At 37.7% G+C, this 23394-nt stretch carries 23 protein-coding genes and 1 riboswitch; of the genes, 12 read left to right on the top strand and 11 right to left on the bottom strand.

Annotation, left to right across the window (positions count from 1 at the left end):
• Positions 1-5: 5 nt before the first annotated feature.
• The 5 genes from AAHB12_RS24145 to AAHB12_RS24125 form a co-directional block, all read right to left on the bottom strand.
• Positions 6-566, bottom strand: a complete 561-nt coding sequence (locus tag AAHB12_RS24145; RefSeq protein ID WP_342047596.1) for a hypothetical protein — start codon at positions 564-566, stop codon at positions 6-8.
• 9 nt (positions 567-575) lie between these two features.
• Positions 576-1838 (bottom strand): ATP-grasp domain-containing protein, encoded by a 1263-nt coding sequence (locus AAHB12_RS24140; RefSeq protein ID WP_342047595.1) that lies wholly within the window; start codon positions 1836-1838, stop codon positions 576-578.
• Positions 1798-2733: a DMT family transporter gene (locus AAHB12_RS24135; protein WP_342047594.1), complete on the bottom strand. Its 936-nt coding sequence runs from the start codon at positions 2731-2733 to the stop codon at positions 1798-1800. The genes AAHB12_RS24140 and AAHB12_RS24135 overlap by 41 nt, the downstream gene beginning before the upstream one ends.
• A gap of 108 nt (positions 2734-2841) precedes the next feature.
• Complete coding sequence (locus AAHB12_RS24130; RefSeq protein WP_342047592.1) at positions 2842-3747, bottom strand: DMT family transporter; 906 nt, start codon at positions 3745-3747, stop codon at positions 2842-2844.
• Between the two features lie 28 nt (positions 3748-3775).
• Positions 3776-4942 (bottom strand): DUF6421 family protein, encoded by a 1167-nt coding sequence (locus tag AAHB12_RS24125; RefSeq protein ID WP_342047589.1) that lies wholly within the window; start codon positions 4940-4942, stop codon positions 3776-3778.
• 502 nt (positions 4943-5444) lie between these two features.
• Between AAHB12_RS24125 and AAHB12_RS24120 the strand changes: the two genes are divergently transcribed.
• A complete protein-coding gene (locus tag AAHB12_RS24120) occupies positions 5445-6626 on the top strand; it encodes a pyridoxal phosphate-dependent aminotransferase (RefSeq protein WP_342047587.1) in 1182 nt (393 codons plus the stop codon).
• 66 nt (positions 6627-6692) lie between these two features.
• Complete coding sequence (locus tag AAHB12_RS24115; RefSeq protein ID WP_342047586.1) at positions 6693-7712, top strand: alcohol dehydrogenase; 1020 nt, start codon at positions 6693-6695, stop codon at positions 7710-7712.
• Positions 7713-7841: 129 nt separating this feature from the next.
• Here AAHB12_RS24115 and AAHB12_RS24110 read toward each other — a convergent pair whose 3' ends face one another.
• Positions 7842-8642 carry a HoxN/HupN/NixA family nickel/cobalt transporter gene (locus tag AAHB12_RS24110; protein WP_342047585.1) on the bottom strand — a complete coding sequence of 267 codons (801 nt, stop codon included), beginning with the start codon at positions 8640-8642 and terminating at the stop codon, positions 7842-7844.
• A gap of 159 nt (positions 8643-8801) precedes the next feature.
• Positions 8802-8991: riboswitch (cobalamin riboswitch) on the bottom strand.
• A 444-nt stretch (positions 8992-9435) separates the two neighbouring features.
• Between AAHB12_RS24110 and AAHB12_RS24105 the strand changes: the two genes are divergently transcribed.
• The 5 genes from AAHB12_RS24105 to AAHB12_RS24090 all read left to right on the top strand — a co-directional run bounded on the left by AAHB12_RS24105 (position 9436) and on the right by AAHB12_RS24090 (position 12995).
• Positions 9436-10692 (top strand): alkaline phosphatase, encoded by a 1257-nt coding sequence (locus AAHB12_RS24105; RefSeq protein WP_342047584.1) that lies wholly within the window; start codon positions 9436-9438, stop codon positions 10690-10692.
• A gap of 41 nt (positions 10693-10733) precedes the next feature.
• Positions 10734-10865 carry a DUF1541 domain-containing protein gene (locus AAHB12_RS31930; protein WP_446715605.1) on the top strand — a complete coding sequence of 44 codons (132 nt, stop codon included), beginning with the start codon at positions 10734-10736 and terminating at the stop codon, positions 10863-10865.
• Positions 10866-10974: 109 nt separating this feature from the next.
• Positions 10975-11493 carry a TetR/AcrR family transcriptional regulator gene (locus AAHB12_RS24100; protein WP_342047582.1) on the top strand — a complete coding sequence of 173 codons (519 nt, stop codon included), beginning with the start codon at positions 10975-10977 and terminating at the stop codon, positions 11491-11493.
• A gap of 145 nt (positions 11494-11638) precedes the next feature.
• A complete protein-coding gene (locus tag AAHB12_RS24095; protein ID WP_342047580.1) occupies positions 11639-12523 on the top strand; it encodes a hypothetical protein in 885 nt (294 codons plus the stop codon).
• A gap of 34 nt (positions 12524-12557) precedes the next feature.
• A complete protein-coding gene (locus tag AAHB12_RS24090) occupies positions 12558-12995 on the top strand; it encodes an ABA4-like family protein (RefSeq protein ID WP_342047579.1) in 438 nt (145 codons plus the stop codon).
• Positions 12996-14720: 1725 nt separating this feature from the next.
• On the opposite strand, the gene AAHB12_RS24085 is transcribed toward AAHB12_RS24090, so the two are convergent.
• Positions 14721-14903, bottom strand: a complete 183-nt coding sequence (locus tag AAHB12_RS24085) for a TetR-like C-terminal domain-containing protein (RefSeq protein ID WP_446715606.1) — start codon at positions 14901-14903, stop codon at positions 14721-14723.
• A 142-nt stretch (positions 14904-15045) separates the two neighbouring features.
• Between AAHB12_RS24085 and AAHB12_RS24080 the strand changes: the two genes are divergently transcribed.
• Positions 15046-15945 carry a hypothetical protein gene (locus tag AAHB12_RS24080; RefSeq protein WP_342047577.1) on the top strand — a complete coding sequence of 300 codons (900 nt, stop codon included), beginning with the start codon at positions 15046-15048 and terminating at the stop codon, positions 15943-15945.
• Between the two features lie 466 nt (positions 15946-16411).
• Here AAHB12_RS24080 and AAHB12_RS24075 read toward each other — a convergent pair whose 3' ends face one another.
• Positions 16412-16600, bottom strand: a complete 189-nt coding sequence (locus AAHB12_RS24075; protein WP_342047575.1) for a hypothetical protein — start codon at positions 16598-16600, stop codon at positions 16412-16414.
• Between the two features lie 231 nt (positions 16601-16831).
• Here AAHB12_RS24075 and AAHB12_RS24070 point away from each other — a divergent pair, with 231 nt between their 5' ends.
• Positions 16832-17146: a DUF3892 domain-containing protein gene (locus tag AAHB12_RS24070; RefSeq protein ID WP_342047573.1), complete on the top strand. Its 315-nt coding sequence runs from the start codon at positions 16832-16834 to the stop codon at positions 17144-17146.
• A gap of 71 nt (positions 17147-17217) precedes the next feature.
• On the opposite strand, the gene AAHB12_RS24065 is transcribed toward AAHB12_RS24070, so the two are convergent.
• Together AAHB12_RS24065 and pdxR are read right to left on the bottom strand one after the other, a co-directional pair.
• Positions 17218-17532, bottom strand: a complete 315-nt coding sequence (locus AAHB12_RS24065; RefSeq protein WP_342047572.1) for a hypothetical protein — start codon at positions 17530-17532, stop codon at positions 17218-17220.
• Positions 17533-17812: 280 nt separating this feature from the next.
• Positions 17813-19192, bottom strand: a complete 1380-nt coding sequence (gene pdxR, locus AAHB12_RS24060) for a MocR-like pyridoxine biosynthesis transcription factor PdxR (protein WP_342047570.1) — start codon at positions 19190-19192, stop codon at positions 17813-17815.
• Between the two features lie 104 nt (positions 19193-19296).
• Here pdxR and AAHB12_RS24055 point away from each other — a divergent pair, with 104 nt between their 5' ends.
• Complete coding sequence (locus tag AAHB12_RS24055; RefSeq protein WP_342047568.1) at positions 19297-19908, top strand: FMN-binding negative transcriptional regulator; 612 nt, start codon at positions 19297-19299, stop codon at positions 19906-19908.
• Between the two features lie 183 nt (positions 19909-20091).
• On the opposite strand, the gene AAHB12_RS24050 is transcribed toward AAHB12_RS24055, so the two are convergent.
• Entirely contained in the window at positions 20092-21468 is a 1377-nt protein-coding gene (locus AAHB12_RS24050; RefSeq protein ID WP_342047567.1) for an aminotransferase-like domain-containing protein, read from the bottom strand.
• Between the two features lie 160 nt (positions 21469-21628).
• On the opposite strand from AAHB12_RS24050, the gene AAHB12_RS24045 reads away from it, so the two are divergent.
• Positions 21629-22531, top strand: a complete 903-nt coding sequence (locus AAHB12_RS24045; protein ID WP_342047566.1) for a DMT family transporter — start codon at positions 21629-21631, stop codon at positions 22529-22531.
• A gap of 261 nt (positions 22532-22792) precedes the next feature.
• A partial coding sequence (locus AAHB12_RS24040) for an FMN-binding negative transcriptional regulator (protein WP_342047565.1) occupies positions 22793-23394 on the top strand: 602 nt, incomplete at its 3' end.

Below are 23394 nucleotides of genomic sequence, written 5' to 3'. Positions count from 1 at the left end.
TTATATTATTTGCCTTTTGCATGAAGGGTAAAGCACATTGGTACTTCTCCAAAGTCTTTAATAATGACCAGATTATTTTTTCTAGCAGCTGTTATGGTGGTAATACAAGCGTCTGCGTTCCCTGAAGCACAATCTAGGGCAGCTTGGGAATTGCTGTTTACCAATAGTATGTTGTCACTAAAGGTATAAGCGAGATCAACGGGAGCCGGATGAGAAGCTAGTTTACAATCCTGATGCATATCTGTTTCTTTACGTGCTGCTAAAACCATATTGTATGTAGGGATAATAAAGCTATCTACCAGTTCAATATGGGCTAGATTTGCAAAAACAAGATTATGGAGCTTAGGATACACAGCACAGCCTAATAATGCTGAATTTTCCGTGTTTTTAACTTGGATAATTGCCTCTTCTAGAGTTTTATGCAAGATAACTTCTCCATTGATGCCTTCTCTTTCAAACCATAATTTAGCAGCCTTTTCACAGTTTGTTCCTGTTGGTCCCAGAGTATGGATTGATTTAATCCGTTTGCCTAAATTCGTTTTTTCTTGGATACTAACTACGCTCATTTTGACCTCCTATATAATTACATTATTTCTATATTCTAATTTAAGGTAACTGTCCAGATATCGGTAAAACGTCTCGCATTCTTCGTAGCTATCGTGGGTTGTTAAGATAAACCCTGGATAACCGGAAAAATGAGGATAAGGTAGAATAGCAGTACCTGGGTCTATGAATTGAAAAACACGAACAACTTCTGACATTTCGTTTAATTCATCTAGTCCGTCAATTCTTTCAAATATGCCCGAACCCTGCACAGGAATAATATAGTTGCCTGCAACCTTAAATGGTTTAGCATCTTGGTCAATTGTATCTTTATCTAAGCTATCGAAGGCGTTGCTGATAGCTAACTGTATATAATTAACTCCTGTACTTTCCTTCACAATATAATGGGAAATGCCCGAGCCGCCTATTCTGGCTCCGATTTCAATGACATACGGAATTTTTCCGTGATGAAGCCTCAATTCTGTGTGTGAAGGGCCATCAGTGATTCCTAAAGCTTTAATTGCACTCTTAACCTCTTGTACGATAGCATTTTGAATAGTTTCATCTAATTGTGCTGGAGCAATATATACCCCTTCCTCAAAGTAAGGTCCCTTACAGTCCCCTTTATAGCCGATTGATAGAATGTGAACTTCGCCTTGAATTGAAAAGCTCTCAATCGCAAACTCAGGGCCATCAATAAACTGTTCAACAATGATCTTAGCTTCATTTTGTACAAATTGACTAAGGTCATGCTTGTTAATCTCTTCTACCTTCCTAACAGCTTCAAGCAATTCTTCATAGGTATTAACTCGAACAACGCCTTGACTTGAGAATCCATTGGACGGTTTCACAACCATTGGAAATGCACAATCTATAGACAATAAATCTTGATCCGAATGAATTTCATAGAATACCGGGGTATAAAGGTTGTTTTCCTTAAGGATTTTTCGAGTCTCATTCTTGTTTCTACAACTTAGAATCGTTTCTAGAGGCAGGAATCTTAAGTTTAGCTCCTGCGCAACCCTTGCTGTAAAAGCCAATGCCGGTTCAAATAGAGTGATGACACCATCGAAAGGATCTTGCTCATATGCTTTCTTGACTTCCAGTAGCGCCTCTTCAGGGGAGTTAAATAAGTCAATTCCAATATACCTAGATACAACTGGGAGTTCATGTGGCATAGATTCTTGGGAATGGAAGAAAAAGGTTACTTTGATTCCCATCTCACGAGCTTCTTCAAAAATAAAAGGCAGTCGGCTATTTTGACATATGATAGCCAGATGTTTGTTTTTGTACATGAGAGCTTCCCCCTTCTTGTTTTTTTCTGTTAATTAAGAATACACCAGTTAAAATAAACACAGTGCCTATATAAATATTTTGACTTAGCAGTTCACCTAAGAAAACAAATCCTACATATAAGGCTAGTACAGGGGAAACAAATAAATGCATTGTGGCTCTAGAGATATGCCAGGATTTTAATAAATACATATTTATCCATAGTCCTAGTACAGATCCCACAATGGCTAAATATAACAATGCCACCAAACTGATGCCAGAAAACGTTCTGTTTCCATGCTCAAGAAAAAGACTAGATAGTAACAACACGAATCCTCCGCTTAACATAGAAAATGAATTAAACGTTAATATAGGGATATCTTGAATTCGTTGTTGCACTTGAATAGTAATAAAAGCAGAACCAAACATAGCTAATATAACGAAACTCATTGCTGTTCCTTCTATCAATGAAGCTTTAATCGATAGCTGATTTCCAAAAACAACAATCATTCCAATGATGGATAGCAATACGCCTATTTTCTGTGTTGTAGTAGTGGGTATCCCTTTAAATAATTTATTTAAAAGAAGCAGAAAGATCGAAATACTTGCTGCGAGAATAGAGATGAGCCCGCTTGATAAATATTGTCCTGCCCAGTAGACCGTACCAAATGGTATAGCAAAGTACATGAGTCCATTCAGTATGGATAGCTTTATTAACTCTTTTGAAATTACATATTTCTTTTGAATGGATAACAGTATACTTATTAGCAGCCCTGCAATCGTAAATCTCATTCCAGCAGACCATAGTGGGAGGCTATTCGTTAAGCCTACTTTTTGAAATGCCCAAGTAGTTCCCCCTATGAAGCAAAGTAATACAAACAAAGCATAAACATGCAACTGACCAAAAAAACGATTCACTTTAAATCAATCCCTTAGTTGTATTCAAGTGTATAGTAAGATCTATACCGTAACATATAGATGGGCAGGTTCGTCATATGGAAAAATTTATGTGCTGATTCCTTTGTTCTATGCTGCCTTCTGTTTAGCAAGGAACGTCTGAAAGGTTTTATAGTTTGTTAAAAATACACCACCTAACACAACAATCGCTCCAACAAAGGAAATAAAGTGAATTGTTTCATTTAACCATAGGTATCCAACCACCAAGGCAATCAACGGGGAAACATAGGTCCACGTTGATGGAAGAAGCGGATTTGTCACTTTAACTAACCAGTAGTAAATACCAGACGCGATAATGGATCCAAAAACAACCAGATACACCAGTGAAGATATGCCTAATAGGTTGCCGCCGCTTTCTAATAGATGATCTTCAAATAGAAATGAAAGAGTGAATAAAAATAAACTTCCAAAAAACATTTGAAATCCATTTATCAAGGCTGGGGAATACCCTGCGGCAAGCACTTTTCGTGATTTTACAGTTCCAATTGCGTAGAACAATTCAGCTATAATGATTGCAAGTGATCCTAATAACCAATAGTTGGTTAGCTCGAATCCCTCTTGTAATCTAGGGAAAACAATCATGAGAACTCCAACGAAACCAATTGCAATTCCTGCATTTTCTACTCTGCTCGATTTTTCTTTCTCGATTACACGGTTAGATAGAGTAACCATGAGAGGAGTAGAGGCAGCTAGTAATGCAGCAAAGCTTGAGGAGATGTACTGTTCCGCCCAGTAAAAACCAGCAAACTCAATTCCAGTCATGCACATGCCAACAAAAGCAACATCAGTGTAAAACTTCGTATCTCTTGGTAATGTTATTCGTTTGAATAGCAAAAAGGCAAGAATCAGAATACCTGCTATACTAAAGCGCAGACTTGCATAAAAGAATGGGGTGAATCCTGCAATAATTCCTAGCTTAATGCCAAGAAAGGTTGTCCCATAGATGAAGCACATAATGATATAAGCCACTATCATACTGATTCCTTCTTTTTATTAAATTTTATTAATGAGCCATAACAACCGGAATGTTATTGTTCTGGCATACTTCAATCATCTTTTTGTACATCGGCATACGTTCGTATTCCTTAGTTTCTGCATTGTATCCGCCTAAGGAGCGGCAAAGGTGTTCAATTTGTGTTTTGGCTTCCGCTGGTGTGAGCCTTGCAATCTGTCTTTCGAACATATCAATGAAGCTGACCATCTTTTGTAACGTCTCCCTCGCCTCAACGATATCAATGTTAATCAGTTCTCCATCGAAAACTTCAATCCCTAAATCCGATAAGAATGTATAAAACAACTGAGAAGCACGGCTGTCAAAGTTTTGATTCGGATCAATTTGAATTGGATAGCGAAGCAATCGTTCGATAAAGATCACTTCTGCAAATAAGAGTCCTTTTTCGAAATCTTTTTTAAAATATAAATCCATACAAGCAAGAATGGAATGCAAATCAACACGCAGCTCCTCTAAAGAAGCAGCTGAACGGCTACCCTTCAGACTTAAAAAGTTAGGGATAGGAAGTACGCCTGTACGATGGTGATACTCATGAAGATACACCCATGCAATGCAAGCCTCTTGAATCTCTTCATTAGAAGCGGATTTGATGAATTGAAGGCTACCTGGTGTCGTAATTCGCTCAAGCACCGGTTTGGTAAGTAGTTGATTTCGTTGTTCAAAGCGATTAGTAAAATAGAAAACTTTGTTTTTATCATCAATTGGTGCATCCGCGACAAAAAACTCAGGAAATAAAGATACATTCATAGTTTCTTTAAATCCCTCTGTGCATCCAAGCACCGTCACGGGAAGGACAACCGAGCTCGGGTAGTGCTTTGTCACGACATTATTCACATCGTGCTTTTTGTAGAAAATACACTCAAAACCGAATCTTGGATTATATGGAGAGTGAAACAGGCCGGCAACAAATGAAATTTCGGTTTGGGCCACATTCGTGTATTCACGCGTCTTTGAATAGTTCGGAGCATTCCCGTCAAGCAAGAAGGATTTTGTCTCCTCTGCGAATGCTTGAATGAGTTCACTTGAGCAAGTCCCTTCAAGCTTTTTTATCTCTGCAATCAACTGCTCGACAACTTCCTTTTCAGGTTGTACTTCATTCTTTAAATCTGTTCGGATTTGGCTAGTAAGAGAGATAATTACATCCTGATTTTGAACCATTCCATCATCTCCTAAAAATGTACTTTCAATCACAGAACAAAATATAGCATGGTTATAAATTCCAATTCAAGAATGTTAACGATATCTTTACATTAATAACCAATTGTTAAAAGTTACACATTTCAAAATATGTAAAATTATGTTTATAATACTTACTATGTGCTCTAACTAAGTAGAAGTGAGAGGAGTTTGTATAAATTGAGCATTACAGGGGAGGTGGAAGGCCGCTAGCTAGTGTGGTAGATTACGTACAACCGGTTAAAGTTGTTTTTGTGTCAGTAAATCTTTATGAACATTACTTACCTGCAGATAAGTGTGGATCTTAATTTTTTAAGCTTTTAATTTGACCATAAAATAATTAATTTCTTGTAAATCATTTACGTAAACGAATGGAATAGAGGAGGTCAGTAACTTTTAATTTCATTGATTTGTATTATATTAATTATGTGATTTTTTATTTAGACGCAGCTTTTACTTTTTAAGGCAGAGAGGAGAAGATTTTATGATTTCATCAAAGGTTGCAACAGCTTTAGACAATCATTCTTGGATTCGTACCATGTTTCAAGAGGGAAAAAGGTTAAAAATGCAATTTGAAGAAAAAGAAATTTTTGACTTTTCAATTGGAAATCCCGCCTTAAATCCACCAAAGGATTTTTATGATGCAATGAATCAAGTAATAGAAAGCCCTGTAAAAGGAAAGCATGGATATGGTGATTATCAAGGGATATTTGAAGCACGCCAAAAAATAGCATTTTATTTACAGGAGCGTTTTTCTGTAGAGTTCACACCTAATCATATTGTCATGACAGTTGGTGCTGCAGGTGCAATGAATGTGGTTTTAAAAACTATATTAAATGAGCAAGATGAGGTCATTGTTTTGTCCCCTTATTTCCTAGAGTACGAAGGATATATCCAGAACTTTAATGGAAAAATAGTCCCAGTTTCTTTGAATAATGATTTTAGTATAAATTTCGAATCTATAAAGCAAGCCTTATCAAAAACTACGAAAGCGATAATTCTTAATTCTCCGCATAATCCAACCGGCATTATACATACACAGCAAGAACTGAATGAGCTTGGAAAGCTACTAGATGATTATGAACATACATTCAATCAACCTATTTATGTAATTTACGATACTCCATATGAGCAATTAATATTTGATTCAGTGTACTCAAACCCTTTTAGTGCATATAAGCATATAATTTTCATCGGATCATTTAGTAAGGAACTGGGGATTTCTGGAGAAAGAATTGGATATATTGCCCTGAGTTCTGATACACCTAATAAGGAAACTTTGACTTCTGCTTTAGTGTACTGTAATCGAATTTTGGGCTTTATCCATGCTCCTATGCTTATGCAAAGGATAATTGGTGAGATGGTAACGTTAAAGATTGACCCTAGCCCATACAAAGTTCGGAAAGATCTGATTGTGAGTATTTTAAGGGGAGCTGGTTTTGAGTTTATTGATCCTCAGGGAGGCTTTTTTGTTTTTCCAAAAGCTCCAATTGAGGATGATATAGAATTTTGTGTTGAAGTAGCTAAGAAATTTAAAGTTCTTACGGTTCCTGGGAGCCAATTTGGGCGAAGAGGGTACTTCCGCTTATCATACAGTGTCCCCCTTGAGCAAATTCAAAATTCTAAAGAAGTTTTCCATGCCATTTATAAGCATTTTTCAAATTAATCATTTATAACTCAAACCATAATGGATGATGGCCTTAAAATGATAATAAAAAAAGGATGTGTAAGTATGGCGGTACTAATGAAAGCAGCCCAAATCTCCACTGCTGGTGGAAAGTTTGAACTCGTGAATAGGGAAATTCCAGAGCCGGGTCGTGGACAGGTACGGATTAAAGTAGAAGCCTGCGGTGTCTGTCACAGTGATGAAATGGTAAAAGAAGGATTGATCCCTGGTATTCAGTATCCACGCATTCCGGGTCATGAAGTAGCTGGTTACATTGATAAAATTGGTGAAGAAGTTACGACGTGGCGTGCAGGTCAGCGAGTCGGTGTTGGCTGGCATGGAGGTCATTGTTTTACATGTAATGTTTGCCGTGAAGGAGATTTTGCGAACTGTGTAAATCGTCAGACTTGCGGTATTTCGTACGATGGCGGTTATGCGGAGTATATGGTAGCTCCCCAAGAAGCTTTGGCTTTGATTCCAAATGAATTGTCTTCTATAGAAGCTGCGCCCCTTCTTTGTGCAGGGGTCACAACGTATAACGCACTACGAAACAGCGGCGCAAGGGGTGGAGATGTTGTCGCGATTCAAGGTATGGGGGGATTAGGACATTTGGGCGTCCAATTTGCGAATAAATTGGGCTTCAAAACCGTTGCCCTCTCCCACGGGAAAGAGAAAGAACAGCTTGTACGTCAACTCGGAGCTCACGTTTATATTAATACAGAGATATCTAATGTTACAGAAGAGCTGAATAAACTATTAGGAGCGCGCGTGATTTTGACCACTGCTCCTAATAGTAAGGCGATTTCTGCTCTTGTCGATGGGCTGTCTCAAAACGGTAAACTCCTCATTGCAGCGGCATCGGGTGAACCAATCGAAGTGTCTCCTCTACAGCTCCTTCTTTATCGACGTTCAGTAGAAGGTTGGTATAGCGGCCATGCGAAGGATTCTGAAGATACCTTGAATTTCAGTGCATTAACTGGTGTACGCCCAAGTATTGAAACATTTAGTCTCGAGCGGGTGAACGAAGCATATGAGTACATGATATCCGGTCAAGCCCGTTTCCGTGCCGTTTTAAAAATGGTATAAACTTGACTCGCCAATCGGCGAATCTTTTTAAAAAATTTGATTCATCTACTTTGACTAGGTTTCTATGTTCAGAAAATCATGGCTTTCTGAACAAAATCAAAGGCTCCCTGAAAAGGAGCCATTGATTTATTAATTCATAGTATTTATTTCAACTTTTTGTCTCTTAGACCGAACGCTTATAAAGATAAATGTAGCAACTAAGAAAGTGAAAAGAATGATTCCCACAATTTCAAAATCGAGTTCTGCCCAAGGGTTAAAGAAGGTAAATGCCAGATAGAAGGAAACTCCGTACGCTAAGACGACAATTACCCATCCCATTATTCTTGAAGCAGCTTGCCCAAGTTTGCTTGATTGATTCACCATTTTGTGGACAATCATGGAATCAATTGTATCTGTAATCATCATGCCAAACATAAAAACAAGGCCTAAAAGTAAGGGGGTATATTTACCTGTGTTACTTGCTGCCATGGACCAGACAGCTGTTTGACTTACCGTTTCGGCAGCTAAGGCAAATAAAGCCCCTACTAAAATAATAAGAAAGGGATTCGTTGTTCCCTTCGCAACTTTTGGAATAAACTTTCCCTTTAGCCCGCTTAGTTGAAACTCTTCGTTGTTATTTCTCGTACGTAATAGATTATACGTATTTAATGTGCCAATGAGGAATAAAGAAATAATCGATACCCACGATGCAAAATTATCAAAATAAGCTGGGAATGTAAAATTCTTCATCACCATTCCCAAAATACCAGCCGTCACAGCTACCATTCCCCCGTGGCCAAATGAGAATAGTGTACCTACCCAACGTGCAAACGGACTGCCCATTCGCCAATTATAACGGGTTTGTCCATCAATAAAAGCAAGATGATCCGCATCCAATCCATGTCGAAGCCCCAATACAAAAACAAGTAAAAAAAGTGATACAGTTTCCATTCAAAAATTCCTCCCTTTTCTAAAAATAAAAAGTACAACATAAAAAATCCTCAACCTATGACAGATTGAGGATGTATGGGTACGTGCAAATAAACGACAAAATGGCAGAATACGATTGTCGTTTCATTTTCGTACACCTCTCCTTTCCGCGAAGGCTGCTTTGGTGTTACAACCTAGGTAGGTCTCCTGGCTTTTGCATCATCACTCTCTATCGTCTTCCCCAACTACATAGCTGAGTGACATAATGATAAAGAGCTCCTCAATTACAGTGGCGGGACCGCTCGGGATTTGCACCCGATTCCCTGTTACCCCTTGCTTTTACAAGGGCACCTAGTTTGCTTACAATATAATGTTGTAACTTGATTATACATGTAATCATCAGAATTTCATACCTAATTTGCTGGAGCAGCGTTTTTTCTCCGCTAACAAGGGTAAACACAGTTCATGGAGTCCTAGATAAGGAGTCCATTCCCCCTCTTTTTTTGATGTAGTGTCTACGTAGCGATGTTTTCCGAGTTTAGTAGCCCTAAGAGCGTGTAAGATGTCGCATATTCCCTCCCGTTTTCTACGTTAATGTATTTCCGCAAAAAGGTGACTTTTTCCTGCCCTCCTATTCGACTGTGTCCACTTTTGAAAACATATTCGATTTCATAGCATGATTTTCCTGTGATTGTATTCAGTTCAAAGTATTTTACATATTTTTAATACCCTCCTTAACTACATTTAACATATATAATCTACGATTATATTAGCAACTTACTTCAAAATTAAAATTAAAGATGAGGGTGTAAACATGAAAAAACGTTTAGTAGGCACAGCTGTGTTATCAGTTGCAGCGATGACTGCATTAATTTTCGGTAATGCGTCTAAATCAGATGTACAAGCTGCTAATGAGTCAAATAGTGGAAAGGCTAAAAATGTAATTGTTTTTGTTGGCGATGGTATGGGAACTGCCGCTCGTGATGCAATTCGCCTAGCTACAGTTGGAGTGAATGGTAAACTTGCTATGGAAGATATGCCGTATGCAGGAATGGCTCGTACCGCTTCAGGAAGTTCATTTGTAACGGACTCTGCTGCAGCCGCAACGGCAATGGCTTCAGGTGTAAAAAGTTATAATGGTGCAGTTGGCGTGGATATGAATGGAAAGCCTGTTCAAACTGTTTTAGAGACGGCAGAGAAGGCTGGGAAGGCAACGGGGCTCGTTACGACAAGCCAAGTAACAGACGCGACTCCAGCTGCTTTCGGTGCGCACGTTGCGAATCGAAGCGCTCAAAGTGATATTGCGAAACAATATCTTGAAGACAGTAAAGTGGATGTGATTTTAGGCGGCGGGGAGGACTACTGGTACCCAGCAGGAAATCCTGGCTCTTATCCTGATAACCCACCTGAAGATACTGAAGAAGCAAGTAAGGGGACAAATGGAAATCTAGTAGATCAAGCGAAAGAATTAGGTTATACGTACGTTAAAAATGCTGATGAAATGAAACAAGCAAAAGGTCAGAAACTTCTAGGCTTGTTTGCAAACGAAGAAATGTTCCAGCAAAACCCTGAAGGAGAAGGGGATATTTATAATCCTGTTGTTTCCTTACCAGACATGACACAAAAAGCAATTGATACCTTATCAAAGGACAAAAATGGCTTCTTTTTAATGGTTGAAGAAGAGGGAATTGACGAAATGGCTCACAATGATAATGCTTCCCTGACTATTAAGGCGGGACAACAATTGGATAAGGCTGTGGAAGTTGCGAAGGCATATGCAAAAAATCATCCTGATACTCTTGTTCTTGTTACTGCTGACCATGAAACTGGTGGCCTTGCGGTTGAAGATACAGGTAACAAGGATGAATCTGGTGATGGCATTTCCAAAGAAGATGGTCCTTTCAACATTGCTAATTCTAATCAACAATTTATGGTAGATTGGACTACTGACGGACATACTTCTTCAGATGTACCACTTACTGCAATGGGACGTGGTGCAGACCTCTTCACAGGTGTGTATGAGAATACTTATATCCATGATGCAATTCTTAAAGCAATGAAATTAAAATAATTAAAAACGTAGCCTAGAATTAAGATTGCTGTTGTCATAGGTTGGGGAGTTTAGTTCCCCAACCTTTTTACTTTGGAAGTAAAGCCATTATCAAAGAAGGTCATATGAAAGGCATGAAAGGTGCAGGGGCAATAATCATGGCTTTTGTAGCTTTTCCTACTTTCCTCCTCTAACGGGGGAAATAGTGTTTAAGATCATACACAAAGAACTCTTGATTTTTACTTGATACTTGAATACAATTTATTTATTAATAAATAAATAAATCGGAAGGGGGCAGGGATATTGGCCGGCCACGAAGACCGAAAAGAACAAATTATCGATAAAGCCGTAGGAATATTTGCGGAACTTGGATACTACAAGGCGACAACAGCGCAGGTGGCCAAAGCTGTGGGAGTAACACAGCCGTATGTGTTCCACTTTTTCAAAAATAAAGAAGAGCTCTTCAAAGCAGTTATTGACAGGGCAATTACCCGGATTTATGAAACCTTCACCCAAGTCGAAGCACCTTCGGATCGATTGATGGAGACGATGGGGCACGCGTTCCTTCAAATCATGGAATCTCATAGGGATGAGATTATCATGGTCATGCAAGCTCATGCAATTTCTGAACCAATGATTCGGGAGTATGTCAGTGAGAAGTTCCGTATGATCCATGAAAGTATAATTGCGAAATTTGAAAGGGCAGGAATTCCGAATGCAGAAGCGGCAGCTTCTGAATTTATCGGAATGGGTCTCTTGATTACGGTATCAGAAGTTTTGAATTTACCACAATTACTCCATTTTAAGGATCAAACGAAATAACAGCTCAAATCAATGAAGCGGAAACAGACGAACTAGGCAGTAACAATGCTGCCTATTTTATTCATATTTTTATTTATTTATTAATAAATAAATAATCGAGAGGCAATTCCATTAAAAGAAATCGTGAGAAAGGAATGATCAATTGATGAAGGCGAGCAATCGAAAGGTCATGCTGGAAATGAAGCTCTTTGAGGGAGAAAGGCTGCTCGTAATGATGAGTATGCTTGGTTTTGCACTTGCAGTTGGTATTGCTGTGTATATTGGTATATATGGAGCGATCATTTCACCAGAAGGTAATTTGGAGAGGGCATTTTCTTTTGATGCCGCAATCGCATTGTTTATTTTGTCCATAGCAGCCATTTTGCCGGTATCGGGGCTGAGTTCCCGCAAACGTACGGCTTTTCGCTGGGTTTTCACACTGACTGTCCTATACGCTTATGCGGTCGAAACGATCCAGCATTTTCGCGGAATCAATCCGCGGTTCTCGCGTGTCGGCTCTACAGCCGATTCAATTGCTGGCGCTTTGTTCGGACTTGATTCGCTGTTGATCATCATCGCGACTGTGCTGCTTGCCATCCCGTTTTATCGGAAAAAGCAATTGGGTGAACGTCCGCTTTTAGTGCTAGGTATCCGCTATGCGTTTTTCTCAACGATAATTGCCTTTGCTTCAGGAATATGGATGATCGCGCTACAGAGCCGGTATACGGGCGAGGCAGGAAATCTAATTGTCCTTCATGGACTCGGCTTTCATGCTTTGCAGGCGCTACCGCTGCTGGGATGGTTATCGGAGCGGGCTGCCGATAAGAAGCATGCCCTGCAGCGAATCCATTTCGGGAGTTTTGCCTGGACGATTGCCGTCCTGCTGATCGGATTGCAAACCGCCATCGGACGTTCTGTTTTTGAATTGACAGCATTGCCGCTCCTTTCCGGTGCTATGCTGCTTGTCTGGCTCGCCGTAGTTATTGCTGCTGTATTTGATTTGCTAAGGCCGACAGCGGTGTCTGCCAATCCATCGTCGCACAGCGATTAAACAAATATTTTCCTAGGGAGGGGGCATCGTAACAGTGTATGAAAAATTGTTTTCTCTCGCAAGCATAGCCATGCCGTTCTGGCTTCTTTTGATACTGTTGCCGACATGGCGGGCCACAAGGTTTCTTGCAAACATAGCCATTTTTCCTATGTATCTTGCTGCACTTTACATTGTAGGGATTATAACGGCCATCGCAGGCTCCAGCCTCGGATTCGTTCAAGATTTCGGATCGGCGGAGGGAGTCATCCGGCTGTTGTCAAAACCAGACTTTGCTTTACTTGTCTGGCTTCATTTGCTTTGCTTCGATCAAATGGTCGGCCATTACGTTTATAGAGATAACATGGAACATCGGTATGTGCCGCTACCGGTGCAATCCATACTTTTATTCCTCATCCTTATGTTTGGTCCGCTTGGGTTGTTATGCTATTTTGTGCTTCGTAGGATACGGAAACAGAGCAAATTAAGTTTATAAAAATAAAAACCTGCCGTCTATTGACGGTAGGTTTTCCTGCATGGTACCACTCTTTTTGATTCGTTCATTATGTCAATCAACAGTAAGATTCTCTCTTCTAAAAACAAAAAAGCCTGTCCATAATCCTGGATAGCTTTCTAAGGTAATGTACTTACAAAGTAAAAAGGACCTCATAAGTCCTGCTCCTCTTGATACCAGCCCCACCTACGCTGTATATCTTTGACAGCCACGCGCGCCATCCAACCCAATTACTATCATAACAGAAAACGCTTACACATGGGTGACTAATCCTTCGTCAAATCCTGCCATTCACATGTCGAAATATATACGCAACAAAATCAAAAGGGATACACTGTTTATAAGCTAAATTATGTAAATAAACAATGTCCTTCAGCTAAGTGACCTGGGGGACATTGTTTATAAATATTGACACCACATTAATACCCTAACAATAGGAAAGGCCCAAATGGTGTCATACATCAACGCTGGAAACAGTACCCCTAAAGGTACATGTATCTTTTGAGATATCTTTTAGATATTGTTCGAAGTGCATAGTTTCATACAATGTTTGATCGTTCCTAAAGGTTTACTTTTACGAATAGGTAAAATACTGATTTAATATTTTCCAGTACGAAAGACTATTTATCTAAATGCTACCGTGGGGCTGCATTAGATCAGTTTGCAACAGAACACCGAATAGATAAACAAAAAAGGCAACCCTCGCATTTAGGTTGCCTTTTTTGTTACCTATGACTCTTAGTTTTTGGGTTGGGGATGATAAAAAAGAAAAACCTGCTCTTTTCTGCCAACATGTTCATTATACTGTGTTAAGACAGACTACAAATTGGACAGAGTGTAAAACATTTCGGAAGTTTTTTCTGCATTTTTGCTTGTATTCAGGTTGGCACTTCCTTTGTTAGGCTGGCAGGGGGTGTGGGGCAGAGCACGCCACGTATGCGTGTAGAGTTTAGGAAAAGAGCAATACAATGGACGGATGATGTGGCGGTTCGGCGGGAGGTTCTTGGAAACCTATTGTAGCAATATAATAAGGCGCCGGATTCTTACCTGACTTAACCAGCTCATCCAGGGCTGTTTTTTTGTTGTCTGACCGTAGCAACAGTAAGAACTTCTTTTACGAAAATCACCTTATCGTATAATAGTTGCGTTTTGCCGTCAGCCAGCTTTTGTTGTTATTTAGATGAATTGTAAATAATTTCATATACCATATTTTATTATAAAATTGTAAGTATAAATGTGACTTTCTTTGTTATTTGGCGTATCTTCTTCAGAATTATATGTCGCTACCTTATGAATGGAAGGTTACCTGAAAAGGTAGCTTTTTATTTTTGTTGAATGACAATAAAGTCGTTTCTTTTACAATAAAGTTGTTCCGCAAACGGGCCAGATTGTTGAATAACATTTTCTATTGTATCGTGAAGATTGTGAAAAAATGCACTTAAGCGAACTGGCAGTTTAGTTTAAGTGTATTTCTTCACAATATTAAGAAAAAAGTATTCTTTCTTTGTTAGTAAAATCGTTTTTTTTATATTTGTCTGGTGTCACCAAACTAAATTAAAGGCATTTCTAAAATTGTGTAAATACTAAATCAATTAAGTACCCATTATATTGAATGATTTGAACAAAGTTTATTATTTATTGCTGCGAACAAAACAGCCATGTTCATACCTGGCTGTTGAACTTCCGCGCTTTAATATTTTTTAGTAATTATAATATTCTCTCTACTAATTCTCCGACTTGCTCTGCCATAACGCGTGGCGGATAAGGTATTCCTTCTTTAAACCACCATTCCACCAGTTCAACGTATGCAGCGGAAACAAATCGAATAATGATATCTTCGTTTAATCCTTTATTTTTGCCTACGGTAACATTGACTTTGTATCTTAAGATGGGGATGGGGAAGCCACCTTTTTACGAGGTACCGCCAACAAAAATGATTTTTAATGTACCGTATTTATGATACGTTTCACCGTAATGAATCAATATGAAGTATAGAAATTAGAGAATCTCTAATAATAAAAAAATTAAGAGGATGAACTTTAGGAATTCTTTTAGTATTGGAGTGAACCGTGTGCATAGTAGTTATTGGTTTTTTGCAATACTCATTTCAAGCACGATACTGTTTTGTTTTATTTTATTAAAAAAAAGAAACACTCGAACCCTGTTTCTTTATTTAACAATGGTTGGATTTGGTTATATCATCGAGACCACTATATTTAATTTCTTAGGAAGCTATGATTATAACCCCAATATTATCAAGCGTAATTCATTTTATGACAGTGAATTGGGAGCGTTTTTCTCAAACGCATTAGCTTTACCGGTCACAGCAACCTTGATAGCAACTTTCCACTTAAATTGGCTTTGGATCATCTTTTTTTCTGGATTCTTTGTAGGGATTGAATGGTTATTTTTAAAGCTTCATATCTATACACAGCACTGGTGGAAATTAGCATATACAGGATTAGGTCTCCCTTTATATTTTGCTTTAGCTAAGATTTTCTATAAATGGATTTTACACCCTTCAAGGGGATTCAAACACAATTTGATGCTCTATTTAATCACGGGTTCCATATCTGCCAGTGCCCATATTCTTCCGATGCTCTTTTTCTTGAATAGATTTTATCGCCCTAGATGGTTTGGGAATGTAGGGAAAGATTCCATTGCATTCTCAGCAATTTACTATTTATGCGCAAGTCTTTTTTATTGTCTTATGATTAAAATCAATTGGAAACCGAAATGGATCAAATATATTTTAACAGGTTTATTTATTTATACTGTGAATCAAGTTCTTGAAAAGATTGGAATTCTTCATAGTCTCGTGTGGTGGGACCAATTTTACTATATTTGTTTAGCATTATTTCTTATTTTCCTTGTTGGAGTTATAGATAAAAGATTATCTAAACAAATAGTAGCCGATAAAAATCCATCCTAATGAAAACAGGTGCAGTCTTCATTTAGACGAAAGCACCTGTTTTAATACTTATCATAAAACGAATGTCATTCGTGAACGTATCGGATTAAAGAATAACTTTTGAAAAATTAGGGGATTATCATTATTCACCTCATTTTTACTATGCCCATCGATAATTTAAATAGAACCCAACTATAAGGAAGTAACTGATTCGAAAGGGGGCTTGAGTTTAACCAAGAGTCGTAGCGGCGACTCTTTTTCTTGTTCAACTAACGAGTGCAATAGTGAAAGAGGCGGATATAAAAACCGCCTTAATTTTGTACTTCGGTATACAATGCTTTCATTCTTACAAATATTAAAGAGGTTCTAATCTAAATACGTACTATTCGATATTCGAGACACAGAAGCTACCCGACGGGAAAGGGCAGCTTTTTGTGGTGGTTCATTTTTTAAAAACCTCAATTTGATAAAAAAACATCCAATTATTTCAGCTGTTTGCTTTTTTATAAAAACCTTTTAATGATTTAAACATATCACGTCCCGATGTCTTTGCCGTTTGATGGTTACATTCTTCATTAGGCATACTCAAATACCAGCTGCCATCACGGTCTTCATTTAATCTATACACTTTATTGGTCATAACATTTGTATAAAAGTCTCCATCCTTCAGTCTCAAATTATCCCTCCTCTAACACGTATGTACCCTGTATTATGCCCAAAGCGGCGCATTAAAAGCGTTGCGTTAACACTCCAACCTGCCGAATAAGAGCTAAAAAGCTGGATTGGGTTCGCATTTATGGAATGGAAGTATGAAAAACTGTCAAAACGATACATTTTGTTAAGGATCATAGTACATAAAACTAATAGCTTCCGAACATACTAATAAAATGTTTTGGAGGTGGGTTTTATGGATAAAAAAGACTTTCAAAAAATTTATAATGAATACTTACAACAAGGGGAAGACCAAGCTCAATTGGAAGTCGTTGAGGAAGTCGATTCAGGAGTAGAACAAATTGTTGCGGTTCGTAAAAATGATGAGGATGATATTATTGCTTTTAAAACAAGTAGTGGAAGAGAATTAGATTATATTACTGCTCTTGATGAAGCAAAAGCAGGAAAGTTAGCTCATGTGGACGTATTTCATAGGTATGGCAGGGATATTATACGTAGTGAACCTGATGGTATTAAAGAAAATAACTTAGATAACTTACCTTCTTTTTAAACGGGTTAACATCAAGAAGAGAATGTTAACCACGCTGCCTCTTTTTATATGGTCTTAAAGAAAAGGAAGAATTATTTAATCTCATCTGGTGAAATGATTTTATGTTTTAATTCTGAATTCATATCTAAAACACCTATCACAATTTGATTATCTTCTGTCACTGTTATGTATCTGAAATAATAATCATCAAAAATCAACAAATCAGTGTCATTCGACGTTTTTTCCATTTTGGAAAAGACATCTTCTGTGTACTCAATTTGAAAAAAATCATCCAATCTTTTGGTTGAGCCACCTACCCAGATATACAGAAAATCTCTCAGTGTGATTTGTTCAATCAGCGATAAATGTTTCTTGAATTGTAATTTATCTACTGTTACGGTTTTCATCTTCGATCACTCCTCAACAAGTATCTATTGTATACATTGAGGTCTGCCACATCAATTCTATTGGTGTAACAATCTGTTTACATTTTATTTACCATTACCCGCCCCCTGAATACCCGCCGTGAGCTCGTGTGGCGCGCCTGGACCGAAGCGCTCGACAAGATTGTGAAAAAATATATACTTAAACAAATGGAGTGCGTTAGTGGAAGAAGAACCTGTGTTTTAAAAGTCCATGATTTACCCCGTAATTATTAGACATAAGCTACAATTACGGGGTGTGTTTTTATAACCAAGCTTTTTTTAGGAGCTCCACGCCAAGCTTGATTTCATCACAAGAAAGATTACTAAAACCAAGCTTTATAACTGGTTTATCGGTATTGTTTTTAATGAAGTAGAGTGAGGTAGGATACACTTTAACACCATGAAAGGAAGCTTGTTGAATTAGCCATTCTTCTGAATGTTTCAGGTGTACTTTGATTAACACATACAAACCAGACTGCTCACCAATAATGGATATATTTTGATCAAATTGCTTTTTTAATACTGATACCAAGTGCTGCATTTTTCGTTTATAAACAAGACGCATGCGTTTAATATGCCGATTCCATTCTCCCTCTTCCATAAATTTAGCCATTGTGAGCTGGCTAAGAAGGGAAGTGGTACTCTCGAAATGAAGAAATTGATTTTTATAACGGTTTAAAAGTGACTGTGGCAATACCATATAACTTAAACGAATTCCTGGAAGAAAGGACTTTGAGAAATTCCCTAGATAAATGACTCTTGCAGAATCAATCGAAGCGAGAGCTGGAAATGGTTGTTGCGTATAGCGAAATTCACTATCATAATCGTCTTCGATAATATACCCATGCATCTTGTTAGCCCAATGAATAAGCATTTGCCGTTGTTGAATGGACATGCTTACCCCGTACGGACTGTGATGGGACGGGGTTACATAGATTAATCGTGATTTCATTTGTTCTAATTGCGAAAAATCAGCACCTGTTTCATAAACTGGTAAAGTTTCAATCGTAAAACGATGAAATTGAAAAGCCTCCCTAGCGCCGTCATATCCAGGGTCCTCTACTGTAATGCTTGGGAAATCAACCTTCAGTATATGCCCAAGATTGATAAGCATTTGTTGGGTACTACTGCCGATAATAATGGCATTTGCATCTGTTTTCACCCCACGAGATTGGAGTAAGTATGCGGCAATTTGTTCACGTAGGCACACTTCACCAAAGGGTTCCCCATATTGAAAGCTCTCCTGTAACGTTAATACTTGATTGGCAATTCTCCTCCAAATTTTCAAAGGAAAATGTGTTTGATCCACGGCGCCCGCTCGGAAATCAATGAGGGTAGGTGTCACCGACTCTCTTTGATGTTCATTATGAGGGATTAACGATTCTTGGAATAAAAGTGGCTCTAATTCATTTGCAAAATAACCTTTTCTTCCTTCTCCGCGAATATAGCCTTCAGCTACAAGTTGATCATAAGCCATTAATGTTGTATTGCGACTTACTTGAAGGGAGTCTGCAAGTTGACGAATGGAGGGCAATTGTTCATCAGCAAGTATATCCCCCTGTTCAATTAATAACTTAAACTGCTCATAGATTTGTTTGTATTTGGGGGAGTCATCTTTAAAAGCAAAAATGGTGTTTTTCATTTATGATCTCCTTTGACATGTTTATTTATTTGAAATTGTACCTTTTTACATGTCAATTTGTATAATACTATATTTTATAGATGAAGGTTGAGAGGAGATTTTTTATGTATATCCCTAAGCAATTTAAAATAAAAGAATTAACAGCAATCTACGATGTAATACAGGAGAATAGCTTTGCATCATTGTTTTCCATGCATGAAGGAATGCCTTTTGTGACACATGTACCCCTGCTTGTAAATAAAGAGAAAAACTATTTATATGGCCATTTTGCTCGTTCGAATCCTCAGTGGAAAGATATTGCAAACCAAACAGTCTTAGCAGTCTTTCATGGACCTCATTGTTATATCTCTCCCTCTTGGTATGAGACGAATCAAGCAGTACCAACATGGAATTATGTGACTGTTCATGTATACGGCGAAGTCGAACTTATTAAGGATGAACAGGAGTTAACAAGCTCTTTGTATGACATGGTATTGAAGTATGAAGCTCCTAATAGTTCATACAAATTGCAAGATGTAGACGCTGACTTTCTCGCTGGGATGAACAAAGGAATTCAAGGATTCAAAATAAAAATCAACAAGATAGAGGGGAAAGCGAAGTTAAGTCAAAACCATTCATTACATCGACAAGAGCTAGTTATGCATCAACTGGAACAGATCCACAATACAGATGAGCAAAAAATTTCCTTTTTAATGAGGGCAAACCTAAAAAAATAACGCGTAATGTTCCTGCATTAACACTCTTTTTGTTGAACTTTTTTTGCAAAACGAGGCAGTTTTCACTACTTCGGAGGCAAGTTAATTGAAGGACCCTCGCAAAAATCATTGTCTTGAGCATATTTTCTTAGCGTTGGAAATTCGCATGATCCTGATGCTACCATCTATATACACTTACACATACTAAAAGAGTAAAAAGTTATTTGGAGTAATATGATTTTTTCTACTATCAATTAAAGCAATACAGTGAGCCAATCGCTCTACCCCTAGTTTAATTTGACTCTCGTTCACTTGAGAGATGCTTAATCGAAGGAGATTTTCCTTTTTATATTCTGGTAAAAACATTCTAGAGGCATCATCAACATATATATGCTGCTCGTTTAGCATATGAACTACCTGTTTTGCTGTCACATTCTCGGGTAAGCTGATGGACAGATAGAATCCTGAAGTCGGTTTAGAAAAATGAGTATTAGCCGGTAGCAATAATTCACATGCTTCTTGAAGGAGTTGCATTTTAGTACGGTATACCTCTTTTATTTTTTTGAGATGGTTATTAAACATACCACTTTTTAAATAGATTTCTAGCGCGCCTTGAGAAAGTGCTGAACTATTAAAATCCGAACTAAATTTGTATCGTAAAAAATTGTTAATCATTAATGTCGGAAGAACGACAGTAGCAATCCTTAACCCTGGAAGAAAGATTTTTGAAAAGCTTTTAACATAAATCACTCTCCCAGACGGATCAAAAGAAAATAAAGGATCTGATTTTGCATTTGGATCAAGGTCCCCTAAAAAGTCATCTTCCACTATATATACATCGTATTTTTCCGCTAACTCAACAATTTTTTTCTTTTCACTATTCGTGTAACAATGTCCAAGTGGATTGTGAAATCTCGGGATAATATAGAAAAACTTTATATCATTATTTCGAAAAATGTATTCAAGACGATCAAGATCAATCCCATCCATCGATAACTCAATTCCAAAAGTAGTAGTTTGGTGCAGATTGATGGACTCAATGAATCCGAAATAAGTAGGCTGTTCAATTAGAATATTGTTTTTTCCATTTGGAAATGGCATAGAAACTAATAAGTTAAGGGCTTGCTGTGAACCAGATACAACGACCAATCTTTCAGGTTGAGTGAACACCTGTAAATTCTGCAAATACTTCACTAACTGTACTCGTAATGAGTAAGACCCTTGTTGATCAGAGTATGTAAAAAGCTCTTCTTTATATTGTTCAATTGCTTGATTCATACAATGTTGAAATTCAAGATAAGGCATAACATTTTTATCTGGACCAGCAGACAAGAAATCAATCCCCTCGTTTTCATTCGTCGCATTTTGAAATTCATTCACAACATAGTAGCCGCTTTTAGGAACAGAATAAATTAAATGCTCTTTTTCTAGTTCGGTGTATGCTTTAATAACCGTATTTTTGCTACATGAAAAATACTCAGATAACTGACGAACAGAAGGGAGTTTACTACCCGCACTAAGCGATCCATCTGCAAGCCGAATCTTAATTTCTTCCATTATCCTGATATATTTTGAGCTCATATATTAATCTCCTTTCAATTGTACCAGTACAGATAGGTAAAAGAATGATTTATTTTATTGTATGTACCCTATTATCATTTTAATTATATCAGAACTGTTTTTTTTAAAAGCGGAAAATGGTACAGATGTGAGACAAATTAAAAGATAGGGGTAGGATAAGATGCAGAGAAAAACCAGAGAGAAATTTGGATTATTGTTGGGATTAGTAGGTGTCATTTGTTTTAGCTTAACGCTCCCTTCTACAAGTATTGCAGTAGAGTATTTTGGGACTACGGTCGTCGGTTTAGGAAGAACAGTTGTTGCCGCTATTATAGTAGCGGTGGTATTGATTGTTCGAAAAGAAAAACTACCCTCTCCTCGCCAATTCAAAAGTCTATTTATTGTTGCTTTTGGTGCAGTTTTAGGATTTCCCCTCCTCACTTCTTGGGCTATGAAATCCTTGCCTGTTTCTCATGGTGCTGTGGAAGTAGCCCTGTTACCATTAGCAACAACCGGATTTGCTATGTTTAGAGCAGGTGAAATCCCTTCTCTCAAATTCTGGGTTTCAAGTGTAGTCGGCTCTTTGGCTGTTATTATGTATGCATTTCATCTTGGATTCGGTCAATTACAACTTGCCGATTTAGCTTTACTAGCAGCAGTACTTATACTTGGACTTAGTTATGCAGAAGGTGGGAGATTAGCGAAAGAACTAGGTAGCTGGCAAGTGATTGCATGGGCAATTATGATAGGTGCTCCATTTTTCATTATTCCAGTTGGGCTAAACCTTACAACTGAAATGATTCATGCACCTTTACAAGCTTGGGTTAGTTTTATTTACCTCGCAGTAGTTAGTCAATTTCTAGCATATGTTGCTTGGTATAGCGGAATGGCTATGGGTGGAATAGCAAGAGTTAGTCAGATTCAATACCTACAACCATTTTTTATGATTCTATTTGCAACAGTATTTCTAGATGAATCCATCACATTTTTCACTCTTGCAATAGCAGTGATTGTTGTCTTTTCTGTTATATTAGGCAAAAATGCTCCCGTATCAAAAAAAGGATCTGTATCAAAGAAAAACTAACTATATGTTCAAAAGATTGTGAAGAAATATACTCAAGCAGGTGCTTTTCGGGAATAACGAAAAAGCCCAATTTTTCAGCATTAAATTGAGAAAATGGAAATTAGCTTGATAGGCATGCGTCAGGACCCCTAAAAACAAAAATGGTATTTTTCATTTATGCTCCCTTTTGACATGTATATTTATTTAAAATTGTACCTTTTTACATGTCAGTTTTTATAATACTATATTTTACAGATGAAGCTAATCAAGGAGGACCTGATTATGTATATTCCTAAATACTTTAGAGTCACGGATATGGATGAAATTCGAGAATTTGTTCAAATGAACTCATTTGGAACGATTGTAACAACAAAACAAGGTAAACCAATTGCTACTCATTTACCATTACAGTTCAATAAAGAAGGAGATGATTACTATATAACGGGACACATGGCTTATGGGAACCCCCAATGGAGAACGCTCGAAACCTGTGAAGATATACTAGTTATGTACCAAGGACCACATGCTTATATCTCTTCTTCCTGGTATGGACATGAAAATGTACCAACATGGAACTATCAATCTGTACATGTATATGGTACAGCCAGCATTTTGAACGAAGAAGAGTTGCAACAAGACCTTATAATGTTGCTACAAAAATACGAAAAACACCGTAAGAACCCAGTTTTATGGGATAAGCTTTCCCCTCAGTTATTAGAAAAAGAATTAAAAGGTATTGTTGGATTTAAGATTAAGGTACAAGAAATTCAAGCGTCCTATAAATTAAGTCAAAATCGTAATGAAGAGGACTATCATAACATCGTTAATAAACTCCATGAAGAAAAGGATTTAAATTCTCAACAAATGGCAGAAGTGATGAAAAA

Source organism: Bacillus sp. OTU530 (genome assembly GCF_038440375.1).
Note: the sequence above shows the minus strand (reverse complement) of the source record. Positions and strands in the feature narration are given on the sequence as shown.